The 15,899-nt window shown below is 68.5% G+C and carries 15 protein-coding genes; 1 reads left to right on the top strand and 14 read right to left on the bottom strand.

All coding sequences use genetic code 11. From position 1 onward, the window contains the following. Positions 1 to 12 precede the first annotated feature (12 nt). Positions 13 to 1,275 (top strand): tetratricopeptide repeat protein, encoded by a 1,263-nt coding sequence (locus OXI49_04715; protein MDE2689793.1) that lies wholly within the window; start codon positions 13 to 15, stop codon positions 1,273 to 1,275. A gap of 5 nt (positions 1,276 to 1,280) precedes the next feature. Here OXI49_04715 and OXI49_04720 read toward each other — a convergent pair whose 3' ends face one another. The 14 genes from OXI49_04720 to OXI49_04785 all read right to left on the bottom strand — a co-directional run bounded on the left by OXI49_04720 (position 1,281) and on the right by OXI49_04785 (position 15,841). Continuing rightward, a complete protein-coding gene (locus OXI49_04720; GenBank protein ID MDE2689794.1) occupies positions 1,281 to 2,645 on the bottom strand; it encodes a hypothetical protein in 1,365 nt (454 codons plus the stop codon). Then, positions 2,588 to 3,412: a hypothetical protein gene (locus OXI49_04725; protein MDE2689795.1), complete on the bottom strand. Its 825-nt coding sequence runs from the start codon at positions 3,410 to 3,412 to the stop codon at positions 2,588 to 2,590. Before OXI49_04725 ends, OXI49_04720 begins: the two co-directional genes overlap by 58 nt. 86 nt (positions 3,413 to 3,498) lie before the next feature. Continuing rightward, positions 3,499 to 4,578: an MBL fold metallo-hydrolase gene (locus OXI49_04730; GenBank protein ID MDE2689796.1), complete on the bottom strand. Its 1,080-nt coding sequence runs from the start codon at positions 4,576 to 4,578 to the stop codon at positions 3,499 to 3,501. 72 nt (positions 4,579 to 4,650) lie between these two features. Next, positions 4,651 to 6,372: a GMC family oxidoreductase gene (locus OXI49_04735; GenBank protein MDE2689797.1), complete on the bottom strand. Its 1,722-nt coding sequence runs from the start codon at positions 6,370 to 6,372 to the stop codon at positions 4,651 to 4,653. A gap of 14 nt (positions 6,373 to 6,386) precedes the next feature. Beyond that, positions 6,387 to 7,016, bottom strand: a complete 630-nt coding sequence (locus OXI49_04740) for a gluconate 2-dehydrogenase subunit 3 family protein (protein MDE2689798.1) — start codon at positions 7,014 to 7,016, stop codon at positions 6,387 to 6,389. 11 nt (positions 7,017 to 7,027) lie between these two features. Beyond that, on the bottom strand, positions 7,028 to 7,543 hold the full coding sequence (locus OXI49_04745) for a GNAT family N-acetyltransferase (protein ID MDE2689799.1): 516 nt from the start codon (positions 7,541 to 7,543) through the stop codon (positions 7,028 to 7,030). Continuing rightward, the gene (locus tag OXI49_04750; GenBank protein MDE2689800.1) at positions 7,540 to 9,282 is read right to left on the bottom strand and encodes a class I adenylate-forming enzyme family protein; all 1,743 of its coding nucleotides are present in this window, start codon (positions 9,280 to 9,282) and stop codon (positions 7,540 to 7,542) included. Before OXI49_04750 ends, OXI49_04745 begins: the two co-directional genes overlap by 4 nt. Further along, positions 9,279 to 10,241: a hypothetical protein gene (locus OXI49_04755; protein MDE2689801.1), complete on the bottom strand. Its 963-nt coding sequence runs from the start codon at positions 10,239 to 10,241 to the stop codon at positions 9,279 to 9,281. Before OXI49_04755 ends, OXI49_04750 begins: the two co-directional genes overlap by 4 nt. 30 nt (positions 10,242 to 10,271) lie before the next feature. Beyond that, a complete protein-coding gene (locus OXI49_04760) occupies positions 10,272 to 10,607 on the bottom strand; it encodes a hypothetical protein (protein ID MDE2689802.1) in 336 nt (111 codons plus the stop codon). Between the two features lie 203 nt (positions 10,608 to 10,810). Continuing rightward, positions 10,811 to 11,029: a hypothetical protein gene (locus OXI49_04765; protein MDE2689803.1), complete on the bottom strand. Its 219-nt coding sequence runs from the start codon at positions 11,027 to 11,029 to the stop codon at positions 10,811 to 10,813. 18 nt (positions 11,030 to 11,047) lie between these two features. Next, positions 11,048 to 11,287, bottom strand: coding sequence for a hypothetical protein (locus OXI49_04770; GenBank protein MDE2689804.1), 240 nt, complete (start codon positions 11,285 to 11,287; stop codon positions 11,048 to 11,050). Next, the gene (locus OXI49_04775; GenBank protein ID MDE2689805.1) at positions 11,284 to 12,867 is read right to left on the bottom strand and encodes a sodium/solute symporter; all 1,584 of its coding nucleotides are present in this window, start codon (positions 12,865 to 12,867) and stop codon (positions 11,284 to 11,286) included. The genes OXI49_04770 and OXI49_04775 overlap by 4 nt, the downstream gene beginning before the upstream one ends. Next, complete coding sequence (locus OXI49_04780) at positions 12,864 to 13,742, bottom strand: sugar phosphate isomerase/epimerase (protein MDE2689806.1); 879 nt, start codon at positions 13,740 to 13,742, stop codon at positions 12,864 to 12,866. Before OXI49_04780 ends, OXI49_04775 begins: the two co-directional genes overlap by 4 nt. Then, positions 13,739 to 15,841, bottom strand: a complete 2,103-nt coding sequence (locus OXI49_04785) for a hypothetical protein (GenBank protein ID MDE2689807.1) — start codon at positions 15,839 to 15,841, stop codon at positions 13,739 to 13,741. The genes OXI49_04780 and OXI49_04785 overlap by 4 nt, the downstream gene beginning before the upstream one ends. Between the last annotated feature and the right edge of the window lie 58 nt (positions 15,842 to 15,899).

Consider the following 15,899-nt stretch of genomic DNA (forward strand, 5'->3'; position numbering starts at 1 on the left):
TGCCTGCGCCTGATGCGCCGGGCCCGAATCGCGGAGCTGACCTCGAGACCGGCTTCCGAGGTCGAGTGGCTCAGGCGAGCTCGAGCGGAGTGTAATGAGCCGACGGCCGCGCTGGTCGGCCTGCTTCGTGCCGACCGGCGGAGTCCGCTGCCCGAAGGAGAGGCGCAGGAGTACCGGCGGGAACTGGTCGCCGCCATCGACGACCCGGTCTCCGCGCCGCCGCCGGGCGTCCTGGAGTTCATCGCTCGCAGCGAGGAGGCGGACGAGACGGTGCTTCGGGCCGCTTTCGGCCTGGTCGAGCGCCGCCTTACGGACGGCGGTACGGACCGGGTGCGGTTGCTGCGCCTCAAGGCGCTGCTCGACCAGCGCCTGGGCCGGCCCGCGGCCGCGACGACGGCCCTCGTCGAGTTGCGAAGCCTCGAACCGGCAAGCGAGGAGATCTCCTGGGCGCTGTTGCGCCTGTTGATCCTCCAGCAGCGGTGGGACGCGGTCGCCGACCTGTTGGGCGAGATGGCGGAAGAGGGCGGCGCGTCCATTCGTTCGCTCTACGCGCGGGCCCTGGCCAGGGCCGGCCGCGTGGACGAGGCGAACAGACAGCTCGAACTGCTGGCGGAAGAGATCGATCCGAACGACGGTCTGGCGCTCAGCGACTACGCGGCCGACGTGCTGGCGGCAGCGTGGAATCTCCGGGATTCCGGCCGCTTCGCGGACGCGGGAGCGTTGTTCCGGCTAGCGGAGACGAGCGCCCCGGCACGGAGCTGGGCCAGGGTCGAGGCCCGGGCAGCGCTTGTCCACCTGTACGGCACGGCCGAGGAGCGGGCCGCCCACGAGCAGGTCGCGGCGAATCGCTGGCAGTACGTCACGGATCCCCAGTCGCTACTGAACGAAGGCGCCAACCAGTTGAGCGCCGGCAACTTCGACCAGGCCATCGAGCTGTTGAAGCGCGCCTCGGAGGAGTTGGGGCACTTCGAGGCAGTCTGGTACAACCTCGGCTTCGCGGCCTATCGGGCCGAGCGCTGGGAAGAAGCGTTTCAGGCTCTCGACCGGGCCGCCGAGCTGAACGATCAGCGTGCGGACAACTTCTTCTTCAGCGGTCTGGCGTTGATCGAACTCGAGCGCTGGGACGAGGCGCTTCCGCGGCTCCTGCGGACGGTCGAACTCGATCCGGAGCGGCGGCTCGCCCACTACAACCTGTGGGTGTGCTACCGCGTGCTCGGCCGTGCGGCGGAGGCGGCTCGCCACCAGGCCGCGTACGACGCGCTGGGCGGGCGGTAGCGGATTTACAGCCCTCGGACGTAGCGCTCGAACTCGGCCTGGATCTCCGCCGGCGTGGTTTGGAACACCGCTTCGAGGGCGTCCCGGCTGGGGTAGCCCTCGGCCAGGTAGAGCAGCATCCTGGCGAAGGACTGCGCGTCTTCCCAGTCTTCCCGGCCATGCTGCAGGAAGTGAGTCAGGAGCCATGAGAAGCCGTAGTAGTGCTGCGCTCGCTCGCCGTAGAACGTGTCGGCGGTGGCTTCCATCAGCTCGGCGATCCCCGGCGCCTCCCCTTTCCGCAGCGCGGCTTGGGCTTCTCCGAGGTTCCAGGTCGTCAGGCTCTGCAACCGCATGGGCCCCCCGCCGGCGTGCGAGATCACGTACCGTCCGCGATCGACCGCGCCCGGAATGAGCGTGCCCCGCTCGATCTTCGAGTTTCCGAAGTACTCGGCCATGCCCTCCTCGGCCCATCGCGGCAGGTCCGACCCGGGCCCCGTCAGGTAGGTGTCGCTGAAGGCGTGAAACGCCTCGTGGAGCATCGTGTGCAGCAGTTCGTCGAAGTACCGGACTTCCTGGTGAAAGGCCAGCAGGCCCGGCGAATGGTAGAAGCCGGCGCCGGGAAGCCGGCCGCCGAGTTCCTCCTGGAGTCGGTGGAGGCTGTTGCGGCTGCGGAACAGGTAGACGACGACCTTGAAGCGGGCCGGCAGCGGCTCGATGTGCGGATCGAACAGTTCGTGGAGGATTCCGAACACGGCCTCCATGTTCCCGGCCAGGATGTCGACCGTCGACTCGTCGTCCGCGTCGCTGATCAGGATGAAGCGTTCCGTTTCCCGGCGTCTTCTGTGCTCGCGGTCGATGTACTTCTCGGCGACTTCGATCGTCCGGTTCAGGATCCGGGCCCGTTCGGCGAGGGTCGCTTGTGGCATGGGACTCGGGAGGGCCCCGGCCGACACCAGGACGTCGAGTTGCGGATCGAAAGACCTGCGGGTCGGCGCGTTCCGCTCTTCCTCGGGGCTCTGGAACTTCATCCTCCACGACAGGGTGGAGGCGACGGCGTTGCCCTCGTCGTCGCGGGCCGGGCCGTAGCGCCAGCCGCCGACACTGCGCTCGACCTGGAACCGGAGGAGGTCGTCGAAGTCGGACGAGGGCTCGATGGCGAGGACCTCAACCCGCGACACCGCCCCTGCGGCGTCGATCTCCACCCGGACTTCCACCTCGGGGTCGATCCCGCTCCCGGCCAGCTCGTGGGGCACCAGCAACTGGTAGCTGCGGATCGCTACCGGACCGGTGGCGATCCGCGTGGCCGCGTCCTGGGCAGCGGCTCCGCCGGCTGTCAGGAATCCAAGGGCGGCAATCGAGGCGAGCCTTCCGAAGCGTCGGAGACGGGCCACTCCAGGATCTGGCGTGTGCCGGATGCGCCGCCGCCGTCCACGAGGGCCTGGGGCCCGCGTGTCGCCGCAGCGGGCAGGAAGGCGCGCAGCCAGGCAGTGGCCACGACCTCGGCGATGCCGAGAATCTCGCCCTGGTTGCCGCGGGAGTGCGCCGCCGCGGTCTCCACCAGGTCGATGAGATCGCGCTCGGCGTCTCCGGTGGGAAAGCCGAAGACGCCGCACAGACGGCCGGCCTTCTCGCCCTCCAGGGCGACGACGCGCGCGCCGACCAGGTCCCCCTCTTCCAGCGGTTCCATCGCGGGATGAGGCTCGACGCAGACGCGTTCGCGGCTGGTCACCTCGTCCAGAGGGATCAGGTCGCCCTCCAGCCGGCCGATCCGGTAGAGCTGCAAGGTGCTTCCGACCAGCGCTTCGAGCCACTGGCGCTCGGTGACCTCCAGCAGCAGGCCGCCCTGGCCGAGCAGCTTGTCGGCGAAGCTGAAGGAGCGGCAGTCGCCTTCCTCGGCATCGGGCTCGAAGCGCCCCTGGGCGAGGATGCAGCTCATCGCGTTGGCGAAGAAGGTGGACTGGTCGCGGCTGCTTCGAGCCTGGAGCTGCTCTTCCAGATCGATCCGTTCCTGGTCGTCGAGGCCGATCAGGAACTGGTCCTCGATCGCCCATTCGACTTCCTCGCCGTAGCGTTCCAGCAGCCAGCCGCTAGCGCGTTCCACCGCGCGGTCGAGCGCGGAGACGCCTACGGAGAGGGGAGCAACTTGCTGCTGTTCCATGCCGGGATGCTAACTGCGTTTCTTTGTAAATACCACAAAATGCGGAACTTAGCGAAATCGCCACGTTTTCCCCGAGCCCTGCCGCCTCATGCGGAGTCGGCGTTTTTCGGGTCTCCGTGGGCACCCATCCTGCTGTACGCCGTCTGGACGCAGTGAATCTTCAGGGCATCCGGCGCGGTCGCCAGGAACCCCTGCCACTCGATTTCGGCGATCGCTTCCTCGGGACTCAGACCCTGCTCGTGGGCGGCGGACGCCTGGTTCCAGAAGTCGCTCAGGAACTGTCTGAGGGCATCGACCTGGGCCGGGTCGCTGAAAGTCGGGCCGTGGCCGGGAAGGATGAGGTCGAAGTCGAGCTCCTCGAAGCGGTCGAGGGTGTCGAGCCACTCGTCGACGTAGCCGTCGCCGATGTACGCGGCGCCGGCCAGAACGAGGTCGCCCGTGAAGACGACCCGCTCGTTCGGCAGCAGGACGACGACATCGCCGCCGGTGTGGCCGCGGCCGAGATGGAGCAGCTCGATCGGCCGGTCCCGGCCCTCGAAGGTGCGGTGGATCGTCATCCGGCTCGTCAGGGTGACGTTGGGCGGCGTCGGCTCCGTCTCGCCGACCGCCACGTAGTGGGCCTCCTGGATCCGGATCGCGTTGAGCGCCTGGTCCTTCTCCTCTCCGTCCTCCATCGCCTCCGCCGCCTCCTTCATCGCGGCGATCTGGTTCGGGATGTTCCCGGTGAAGATGGCTGCCGTCGGCTGGCTCATCACGTCCGTCATCAGCATCGCGCGCGTGAACTCGTGGCCGACGATCGCCACGTCCTCGGGAAACGACTGGTTCCCGTGGGCATGGTCGAAGTGGTAGTGCGTGTTGACGAGGTGCGTGACCGGCTTGTCAGTGACTTCGGCGATCGAGGCGAGCAGGGCGCGGGCGGCTGCCGGCGTGACGTGCGAGTCGACGACCAGGGCGTCCTCGTCCGTCACGACGAGCATCGCGTTGCTCTGGACGAAGATCACGTCGTCTCGGCCGAGGATGAAGTAGACGCCGGGCGCGACCTCCTCGAAGCTGTGGGTGTCGGTGAGGATCGTGCCGTCGGGCGGCGCCTCGCTGCAGCCGGTGAGGCCGAAGACGACGGCGGTGACGGCGAGGCAGGTCGTTGCGAGTCGGTGGGTCGGGCGCATGGGAGTCGCTCCTCTCCGTTTCGGTTCACCCGTCGGTTCACAGGGAATCATAGATCCCCGGGTGGCGCGGGATCACAGCTCCAGCCGGCGCATCTGCCGCACCGCGTAGTCGCAGGCGCGCGCGGTGAGCGCCATGTAGGTCAGGCTCGGGTTCTGGCAGGCGGACGACGCCATCGCGGCGCCGTCGGTGACGAACAGGTTCGGCACGTCCCAGGACTGGCACCAGCCGTTGAGAACGGACGTCGCGGGATCCCGGCCCATCCGGGCCGTGCCCATCTCGTGGATTGCGAAGCCGGGCAGCGAGTTCCGATTGAAGGTGCGGATGTTCTTCGCGCCGAGCGCTTCCAGCATCTCGGCGGCGCGGGTCTGGATACTCTCCCGCATCGCCTCCTCGTTCTCGCCGTAGCTCATCGTGATCCGGGCCGCCGGGATGCCCCAGCGGTCCTCGAGCCCAGGGTCGATGGTCACGCGGTTGTCGGGGTTCGGCAGGTTCTCGCCGAAGCCGCTGAAGCTGAGGCGCCAGGGGGCAAGCCCGCGCAGGCTCGCCTTGTAGTCGGCGCCGAATCCGGGCTGGCCGATGCCGCCCTGCCACAGGGTTCCGCGGCGGGCGCCGCACTGGTATCCGAAGCCGCGCAGGAAATCCTTCTCGCGGGTCGCTTCGGCGCGGTCGCCGTCGAGGTTGACGAAGCGCGGCAGGTAGCAGGAGTTGGGTCGCCTGCCGAAGGTCGTCTTGTCCTCCAGGCCGTCCAGGTTCCCGTTCGCGCCGACCTGGAAGATGTGGTCCATCAGATTGCGGCCGACCTGGCCGCTCGAGTTCGCGAGCCCTTCGGCGAAACGAGGCGTGGGTGAGTTCAGCAGGATACGCGCCGACTCGATCGTCGACGCGCACAGGAAGACGATGCGGCCCCGTACCTCGATCGACTCCATCGTTTCGGCGTCGATCAGGTGAACGCCGCTCACGCGATCCGTCTGTTCGTCGTAGATCAGGTTGCGGACGACGCTGTTGGGGCGCACGGTCAGCCGCCCGGTCTCCTCGGCCGCCGGCAGGGTCGCGTTCAGGCTGGAGAAGTAGGACCGACTGATGCAGCCGCGGCGGCAGATGCCGCAGTAGTGGCAGGCGCGGCGGCCGAGGTGGTGTTTGGTGAGTACCGCGACCCGGGCCGGTGTGAACCGGCGCGTGCCGCCGAAGGCGCGGTCGAGGCCCTCGCGGACCTGCTCCTCCATGCAGCTCTGGGCGATCGGCGGCAGGAACTTCCCGTCCGGTAGCTGCGGCATGTTCTCGGGCTGGCCGGCGATGCCGACGAAGGACTCAACATGGTCGTACCACGGCGCGAGATCGCGGTAGCGGATCGGCCAGTCCGTGCCGTAGCCGTCGCGGGCGTTCGCCTCGAAGTCGAGGTCGCTCCAGCGATAGCTCTGGCGTCCCCACAGCAGGGACCGTCCGCCGACGATACGGGCCCGGATCCATAGAAAGTCCTGGCCGCCATCGCCGATCGAGTACGGGTTGTCGATGTCGTCGACGAAGAACTTGCCCGACCACTCGTCGCAGGCGGCGGCGCGGCTCTGGACCGGTTGCCGCTCGGCCTGGTGCTTGCGGTCCCTCAGTCCCCGGTAGGGCATCTGCCAGGGCGGCGTGTGCTCGTTGTAGTCGCGCTCGGGAATGACCGGCGGTCCGGCCTCGAGCACCAGCGTTTCCAGGCCCTTCTCGGTCAGCTCCTTCGCCGCCCAGCCGCCGGTGATGCCGGAACCGATGACGATTGCGTCCCACGTCTTCCGTTCGATGATCTGGACCATGGTTGCAGCAGGCCTCAGGCGTCCTCGATGTCGACGCAGGGATCCCAGCGCCCGGGAACGATCCGGTAGCCGAGTTCGGACTTCATGCCGGCCTCGGAGGTGTAATAGCCGAACAGGGTGAGCCATTTGACCAGGTCGAAGAAAGGCTGCTCGTGGAGCCGATTCACATTGCGTGAGAAGGCGCGTTCGCCGCGCTGGGCGCGGGCTTCGTCCTGGGCTTCGGTGAGGAGTTCGTCCTTCTCGGTATCGGAAAGATCGACGAACGGACCGCCCTTCTCCCGGGCCCGTGCATCGAAGGAGTCGAGTTGGGCCAGCAGGTGATCCCGCGCCGCGTCCGGCAGCCAGCCCGCGAGCAGACGGTCGACGAAACCGGGGATCTCCGCGTCGCCGGCGCCGGGGGTGTCCGTGGTCGGCAGGATGCGCTCGGCGATCGCGCTGAGGGTCCTGGCCTGGTGTTCCGTCAGGACAGTGAGCGGGGCGGGCTCACCGGCGGGCTTCTGCTGGTGCAGGTGGACATGGGCGAGATGCGGGTTCGCGAACAGTTCCTCTGGCAGCAGCGGCAGCGCGACGGCGCCGCCGATCACCCGAAGGGCCTGTCGGCGAGGGATCCGGTCTGCGGGCTTCTCGCCTGGTGGCAGCGTCATGACGCGGCATGTTAGCCGTCGGCGACGGCGTTCTCAGGAACCGGCGCGGCATCAGCCGCTTTCAGCCGCTTCTCGAAGCAGAGGCTGTGCGGGTCGTAGGCGTACTCGTTGTAGCAGGGGATCTGGACGTAGCCGAACGAGTGGTACAGGCCGATCGCGGCCGGTTGGCGCTCGCCCGTCTCAAGGCGCAGCGACTTGTATCCGAAGGCGGCCGCCCGCGCCTCGAGGCCCTCCAGGATACGCCGGCCCAGCGCCTGGCCGCGGTACTTCGGGACCACGTACATCCGTTTGATCTCCGCCTGGTCGTCGCTCAGGCGACGGAGCGCACCGCAGGCGACGGCCTCGCCCTCGGAGGTGCGGCCGAGGAGCAGGCAGCAGCCGGGGGCGTCCAGCTTGTCCGGCTCGACGCTATAGATGCTGTCCGCGGGATAGAGCTCGCCGAGTTCGCGGTCGAGTGCTTCGTGCAGACGTGCGAAGGCCGGGTCGCCGGGATCGCCGGGTTCGATCCGGATGATGTCCGCGGTCACTGAAGTTCCGGGGCTTCCCTGAGCATCTGGTCGCGCAGCGTGCGCTTGTGGATCTTCTCGGTGGCGCCGCGCGGCAACTGCTCGTCCTGCAGCCAGACGTAGCGCGGCACCTTGAAGCGGGCGAGATGCTCGCCGACGTGGGTCCGCACATCGGAGGCGTCGAGGTCGGCGCCGTCCCTCGGCACCACGACCACTGCCAACTCCTCGCCCAAGCGGTCGTCCGGGACGCCGAAGGCGGCGGCCTCGTAGACCGCGGGATGCTGGTAGACGACGCGTTCGATCTCGGCGCAGTAGATGTTCTCGCCGCCGCGGAGCACCATGTCCTTCTTGCGGTTGCGAATGTAGAGGAAGCCGTCCTCGTCGATCTCGGCGATGTCGCCGGTGCGCAGCCAGCCGTCCTGGATCGTCTCCGCGGTTGCCTCGGGGCGGTTCCAGTAGCCGCGAATGTTCATCGACGACTTCATGATCAGCTCGCCCTGCTCGCCGGACGGCAGTTCGTTGCCGTCGTCGTCGATGATCTTCAGCTCGACGATCGGGCACGGCTTGCCGCAACTGTCCGGCTTCTCGACCAGGCCCTCGTCCGTGTTGCCGGCGCCGCCGGCGTTCGTCTCCGTCATCCCCCAGCCGAAGGACCAGTGCTTGTCCGGCATCAGGACCTGCAGGCGGTCGACCATGCCGCCGGGGATCGGCGCGCCGCCGCCCGACACGGCGATCAGACTCCGCAGGTCACGCTGCTTGAGCGCCGGCGACTGCAGCATCTCCCAGGTCATCGTCGGCACGCCGTTGAAGGAAGTGACGCGCTCGCGCTCGATCAGTTCCAGGCCGAGCTCCGGGTTCCACTTGTACATCATCACGATCTTGCGGCCGACCCCGAAGGAGGCCAGGAGGCCGGCGTGGCTGCCGCTGACGTGAAACAGGGGCAGGGGCATCAGGATCGAGGGCTGGAACTCCGGGTTCTCCTCCGGTTCCTCGAGCAGGCCCATCGCGATCCGCTGGGCGCCGTAGAAGCCCCAACTGCCGATGCCGCTGAGTACGCCCCGATGGGTGGAGACGGCGCCCTTAGGGAACCCGGTGGTTCCCGAAGTGAAGAGGATCGTCACGTCGTCGTGGGGGCCCAGGTCGGCGTCGGGCATCGGCTGGCCAGCGGCTTCACGCCAGACTTCCTCGAAGTCGTCGACGCCCTCGGGGAGCTCGTCTTCCCAGCGTACGCCGATGCTCTTGACGCCGAGGCCCTGGAGCTTGCTCGCCACCCGCTCGTACCGTTGCTGGTCGAAGAAGGCGAGCCTGGCCCCGGAGTCCTTGAAGCCGTACTCCAGCTCTTCGCCCGACCACCAGCCGTTCAGCGAGACCGAGATCGCGCCGGACGACGTGATCGCCATGAAGGCGATCACCCACTCCGGGTAGTTCCGCATGCCGATCGCCACCCGGTCGCCCTTCTTGACGCCGTAGCGGTGGATCAACTGGTGGGCGATGGCAGCCGCCCGTTCGTAGGCCTCGTTGTAGGTCAGGCGCGTGTCCTGGAAGACCAGGAAGTCCTTGTCTCCGTGGTCCTCGCGCGCCTGGTCGTAGACCTGGCGGAGCGTCGGCGGCAGGTTCTTGAACACCTGGTAGTCGACCCCACGCACCGTTTCCGTCACCAGCTCCCAGTCCGCGCCCGGCGCGGTCAGGTGGGCGACCGACTCGTCGTAGGTCATCTGGCCGTGGATCGGCTCGGTCTTCATGTCACGCATGTCGTTCATGCCATCGCCGCCCGTTCTTCCTCGTACGCCGCCCGTTCCTTCTCGTAGCCCTCGAAGGAGTGCTTGAGCGTCGCGTTGTTCAGGATCATCTCGGCCCGCGGCTCTTTCGACTCGGCGTCCAGGAAGGTCGTCCTGACCCAGTTCGATTCCGTGCGCCGGCTCTCGCTCAGGGCAACGATCTCGCGCTCCAGGAGGTAGTCCTGGCCGACGAAGAGAGGACCGTCGATCATCCGGATCTGCTGGCCGGCGAACAGGCCCAGGGCCGGTCCGCGGGTCGGGAAGCCGGCCTGACGGTTGGAGTAACCCGCGAGGACGCTGACCATCTCCAGTGGGATGATCGCGCGGCCCCAGGGCGATGAGGCGCCCTCGTCCGCCGTGTACCACGGCGAGGGCTCGGTGATCCTGTCGAGCTTTTGATTCAGAGAGAAGGGATAGAGCTTGCCCATGTTCTGGTCGAAGTCCATCCGGACCTCCTCGAGTCCCTTGCCCTTCATTCCCACCTCGAGGTCACGCAGGACGACCAGGGGCCCGGGCGGCCGCAGACGGGACATCCGGGTGGCGAGCTCGGAGGACTCGATGTCGCCGCGGATCGAGGCGGTTCCGATCAACACCTCCGTGCCGTCTTCCTTCTCGGCACGGATGCGGACCTGGGTCTTCCCGTTGGCGGGCTGTTCGACGAGGGCCCGCACCTGCTCGCCCTCGACCACCATGTTCCGGTAGTGCGCGCTCAGGCAGCCGGTTTCGAACCACTCCTGCCCCCACAGGTCGTGAAGCAGGGGCACGAACTGGCTGAAGTGAGTCGGACCTTCGATCGGGCCGCCGGCCTGGAAGCCCATCTTCTCGGCCGTGGAGTCGTCGTGAATGGACAGGTGACCGCCGTACTCCTGCTCGGCGAGCATCTGTCTGGGGGTGCGCAGCGGTCCGCGGATGTAGGTCGGCGTGTCGAATGCCTCGGCCATTCGGTTCTCCTCGGTTGGGAAGAGCGGAGTTTAGCCCGCGATTCCCTGGGCGATCGCGGCGCGCACGGCGGCGCCGGCGCGCTTGCCGGAGACGGCGTCGACGGCGTGGAAGTCGACGGTGCGGCTGCGCGCGAGATACTCGACCCAGTAGGGGTAGCCGCACGGTTCGGAACGAAGCACCCTGCCGCGTTCACGAGGGCGCTTGCCGCGGGCGGCCATCAGCAGTACGCGACCGGCGAAACCGGCCGCCCGCTCTTCCGCTTCGGCCGGGTCGAGGGCCGGCGGCAGGGACTCGCGTCCCGGCGCAAGGTTGACTTCCTGCAGCCGAATGTGTGCCGCTTGTCCGCTCAGCCGACAGACGAGCACGGCGAGCTGTGCGTCCTGCGACTGGCGGCCTCCGGACGGCTCCCGCGTTTCGTAGACGACGAGCCAGTGGGGCAGGTAGAGCAGCTCCAGGGCCAGAGGCCGGCGGCTACGGAGTCGACGCCATCGTCCGCCCCCAAGCAGCCGGTGCGCCTCGTCCTCGGCGATCTTCGGTGTGATCGCAGGCGTGGGCTGCTGCGGCGCGGTCAGGGTTTCCCCGTTTGGTTCGGGGTGCCGCGGCTACCGAAGATCATCAGGATCGCCGCGGCCAGTAAGAGGGCGGCCCCGGCGGCGGTGCTGAGCGCGAGATCGATCGTCTCGGCAGCGGAGAAGCCCCCGATGAAAACCGGTATCGAGAGCACCGCCAGAAACACGCCGAGGATGCGTGCGGTGGAGCGGTCGCGGCTGGTGTGTTCAGAGGTCATGGCGTGCAGTACGGCTGGTCAGGCCAACAGGAGGTAGATCACGAGGTAGGGCACGATGAACAGCGCCGCCCAGATTCGCAGGTCCCGCCACTTCGCGCGATCGGGTGCGCCGCGGAGCACCCAGTCGGAGCTGAGCCGCCACACGGCGACCGCCGGCAGGATGAGGAGCAGGGCCACGGCGACGCGAGCGCTCCAGAGGGGCAACGCACCCATCGCGGCGTTCATCGGCCCGAGGGCGAACTCGAGGATCGCTCTCATCGCGGATCGCCCTCGTCCTGGAGGCGTGCGACCCGGTTTCGCAGCGCCGCCTGGACAGCCTCGTCGTTTCTTACTTCGCCCCAGACGAGGCCGCGCAGGCGTTCCGGGGGCTCGGGCGGCGTCAGCCGGCTGACGATCCAGGTCACGGCGAGAGTGAACACGAAGGACCACCAGGCGACGAACAGGAACGGTTCCTCGGACGGGAACAGCCCGTCCATGGCCGGGCTGTTCAGCAGCAGACAGAGTCCCACGCCCGAGACCAGACCGGCAGCGCCGCCGTAGCGGTTCGCACCGCGCCAGAGGATGCCGAGCAGGAGCACGGCCAGCGTCGGCCCCTGGATCAGGGAGAAGACGGTCTGGATCGCGTTGTAGATGTTGCTGAAGCGTTGCTCGATTTCGGGCGCAATGAAGGCGGCGACGAGCAGCAGCACGGCGGACAGGATGCGTCCGAAGCGGAGTTCCGCGGCCGTGCCGAGCTCGGCGCGGCCCAGGCGGCGGCGAAGTCGCCCGAGCAGGTCCCGGCTCCAGAGGGTCGCCGCCGAGTTCAGGTTGGAGTCGACGCTCGACATGAGCGCCGCCAGGAAGGCGGCGAACATCAGGCCCCGCAGGCCCGGCGGCAGCAACTGGGCGATCAGGCTGGGCACCGCTTCGTCGGCATTCTGGAGGTCAGGGACGATCAGGATCGCGGCCAGCCCCGGCAGGGCGACGAGCAGCGGAATGAACAGCTTGAGGAAGCCGGCGAGAAGCACGCCCGCCTTCGCGTCCCACTCGCTGCGCGCGCCGAGCGCCCTCTGAACGATCGTCTGGTTGCCGGTGTAGTAGGCGACCGAGAGCACGATCCCGAGCCCCAGAACGATGCCGGTCCAGGGGAAGGGAGTCGTCGTGTCGTGGGGCAGGTAGAGCGAGAAGTGGTCCGCGTACTGGGCGCCCTGGTTGAGCACGCCGTCCCGGAGCGCCGCCAGCCCGCCGACCTCGTAGAGAGCTCGCGCGACCAGGGCGGCGCCGCCCACGAACATGATGATGAGCTGCAGCACGTCGGTCATCACGACCGCTGCCAGGCCGCCGCTGATCGTGTAGATGCCGACGATGGCCGTCGTGATCCAGATCGAAAGCTGTGGATCCCAGCCAAGCACCGTCCGCATGAGCAGCGCCGTGGCGTGGATCATGATCCCGAGGTTCAGCACCAGGATGACTCCCCAGGCCAGAGCGAGGAAGCTGCGCACGCCGTCGCCGTAGCGCCGGCCCAGGAACTCGGGCACGGTGTAGACGCCGCTTCGCCAGTAGAAGGGGACGATCAGAAACGCAGCGATCAGGAGCGCCGGCATCGAGCCGAGCCAGTCGAAGTTCGCTTGGGCGAGCCCGTAGCGGTAGGTGCCGCCGGCGACGGCGATGAAGTCGGTGGCGCCGATGTCGCTGACGACGATCGACATGCCGATCGCCCAAAAGGGCAGGGCGCGGCCTGCCAGCAGGAAGTCGCCGCTGGTCTTGACGTAGCGGCTGAAGGTCGTGCCGATGACCAGGATCCCCGCCAGGTAGACGAGGACGATCGCGGTGTCCAGGCCGGAGAGACCCCAGGTCATGGCGTGTCGCCTTCCGCCGTCGCCGCGCCGATTGCAGTCGCCGTTTGAAGGTGCCTGAGACTCACCTCGATGTCGCGCTCGGGCGCTCCGCCGGCTTCCGCGGTCTCGTCCTGCTCGACGACGAACAGGCTGACGCCGGCTTCGAGCGCGGCCTCTACGCAGCCGGCGATGTCCACGTCTCCTTCGCCCAGCGGCCGGAACCAGCGCTCGGAAGTAGCCTGCCCGGCCGCCCGTTCCTCGGCCGGTCCGGGGAGCAGACCGTCCTTCAGGTGGAGGAGTTGCACCCGGTCGCCGAGTTCCCTGATCAGAGCCACGGGATCCGAGCCGGCGAAGGCGGCCCAGTAGGTGTCCAGCTCCAGACCCCAGCCGTCCTGGGAGCGGCAGGAGACGAGCGCGTGCAGGCCGTCGCGGCCCAGGCGTTCCGGTTGGCCGTCGTCGAACGGGAGCAACTCGAACTCGTGGTTGTGGTACGCGAAACGGAAGCCGCCGGCCCGGAACCGGTAGCTCAGCAGGTCGAGGCGCCGGCCGAGGTCCATGTAGTGCGCGCGGCTGCCGTCTCCGCGCTGTTCGTCGTCGAGCCAGGGGCAGACGAGCACCTGGCAGTGGAGGGCGCGGTAGGTGTCCATGACACCGGCCGGATCCGCCTCCAGTTCGGAGAGCGGCACGTGGGCCGCGAGGAGGCCGAGGCCGCGTTCCGACAGTAGCCCTCGGAGGTCCTCGACCGTGCGCCCCCAGAGACCGCCGAACCACTCGATCTCGCGGTAGCCGGCCTCCGCCGCCTGATCGAGGGCGGCTTCGAGATTCTGCTCTGCCTGCCGCCGGAGGGTGTAGAGCTGGAGCGCCACTCGCGGAGCGCCGACCGCGCCCTCCGTCAACGGGACGGCTCCGCTGGCGCGTCGCCCGATGTTTCCTCGATCAGCTCGTGGTAGAGGCCGAGGTAGTAGGGCAAGAGGAAGCTGGCGCCGTCGGCCAGGTAGCGGCCCTGGCCGCCGTGGTCGAGTCGCCAGGGGTCGTGATTCCAGTGGTTGACGAAGCGCTCGTCGATCGGCAAAACGCGGCCGTCCAGCAGGCGACCGCGAACGCCACGGCGCTCCTCCTGGTCTCGCAGCAGCACGATGTCGAGCCGGTGGCTGTTCGAGAGGGCCCAGTCGAAGCGGTCGAGAGGATAGAGGACCAGGCTCTCGACGGCGTCGTCCAGAGGAAAGTCGTCGCGACGGTAGGTCTCGTCGTCGAAGGCGTCACGGTAGCCGTTGCCGTCGATGGCGGTGGCGTGGATGAAGTCGAACAGCGGATTCCGTTCCGGTTGCAGGACCTTCCAGTACTGGCGCAGCGAGTGGGCGACGACACCGCGCACCGCCTCGTCCCGCTCGTACGTCAGGAGGTGGTAGAAGTTCATGAACGCCATCTCGTCGTCCGACTGGTTGCCGGTGCCGGGGCCACTCTGGACCTTGGGATTGCGCAGGTTCGCCAGGTAGGCGTTGTCGTCCAGCAGGCTCCGCGCGGCTTCGGCGTAGCGCTGCCCGCGGCGGGCGTCGGCTTCGGACCCGGTGTCGCTCATGTGCTCGGCGATCCGCAGGTAGGTCAGGTAGGAGAGCGAGTTGAGACCCCGCTCCTCCCACCAGTCCTGGTCGTAGTTCAGTTGTTCGGGACCGAAGACGGCCCAGCGGGTGCGCTGCCCGTCGTGGTCGACGAGAGCGCCGCCGCCGTCGATCAGGTGGTCGACGATCGCGAGCACGGTCTCGCGGACCTCGGCACGCTCGGCGTCGCTGTCCGCGACCAGGTCGTAGTACAGGCCGTAGAAGAAGAAGTGGCCGTCCAGCTCGTCGGAGCTCGTGTCGCTCTTCCAGTACCACTTGCCGTCGGCGCTGGTGGGCCAGCGGGGATCGATGACCTTCCACAGCCCGTCGCGTTCCTCGCGGAACCGGCGGTCGCTCTCGACCCGGCCGGCGTTGGGGTTCGGGCCGTCAGCCGGCAGGATGGTGCGGGCGACGAAACCGGGCCTGGCCGGCGGCGTGCCGCCCTGGGTCACGAGTTGGAGGAAGCGCAGCGCCTCGAACGCCCGGCGTGCGTTCTCGCGCGCTTCCGGCTCGCCGGTGACGACCCAGCGAAAGCACTCGGCGGCCCCGTACATCGAGGTCCACAGGCCGTCGTTGTCGCTGTCGGACTGGCGGAACGCCGAGGTGTCGCCGGGGCGCTCGAGCGCGACGCCCAGCACGTAGCCGTAGGGCGTCCGCCGGTGGAAGCGGTCGATCGCCTGGTGAAAGAGCTCCGCCTTCCCGCGGAGGGTCGTCGGCCGCGAGTGAATCGTCCCGGGGCCCGCGGCGGTCTCGACTTGCACCGTGCCGTCCCGGTCGACCTCGACCGACAGCACATGGTCGTGGGCCAGCCAGCGCCGTCCCTGCCGGTACTGCCAGCGGGGCGGGTCGTCCGGCGAGGCGCCCGGGATCAGATGAACGAGGCCGCGGGTCGTGCCCGCCCAGATCGACCCGTCCGGCGCGGCGGCGAGGCTGGTGAAGTCGTTCCAGGGCAAGCCGTCGTGCCGGTCGTAGAGCCGCCACTCACTTGTGACTTCGTCGAGAGCGCCCAGGCCCTGAGGCGAGGCGAACCACAGCCTGCCGTCGTAGTCGAACTCCACTGCCCGCACGTCGACGGGCGCCCAACTCCGGTCACCGTCGCGCGGGAACAGGCGTCGCCAGACCGTCTCGGAGCCGTCCTTGAGGTAGAGCCCCGTGGACGAGGCGGCGGCAATCCGGATCGCGGCATCCGTGACGACCTCGCGGACGTCGCCGGGGGCGTCCTCGGTGGGGACGGGAGCCCGCGTCGCAGGAGGCGAGGCGCCGTCGCCGTCGGCCGGCGGTTCGTACTCGGCGACCTGCTGCAGGAACGGCTCGACGCGGACCGGCAGTTCGGTCTGGGCCGCCAGGGCGAGTGGCAGGAGGAAAGGTCCGAGCGGCGTCAGGATGCGTTGGTTCACCCGGGCAAGCCTACTTGCCGGGGTGTCACGCGCGCAGGACTTGGATGCCGTACAGCGG

Source organism: Acidobacteriota bacterium (assembly GCA_028875725.1).
Lineage (GTDB): Bacteria > Acidobacteriota > Thermoanaerobaculia > Multivoradales > Multivoraceae > Multivorans.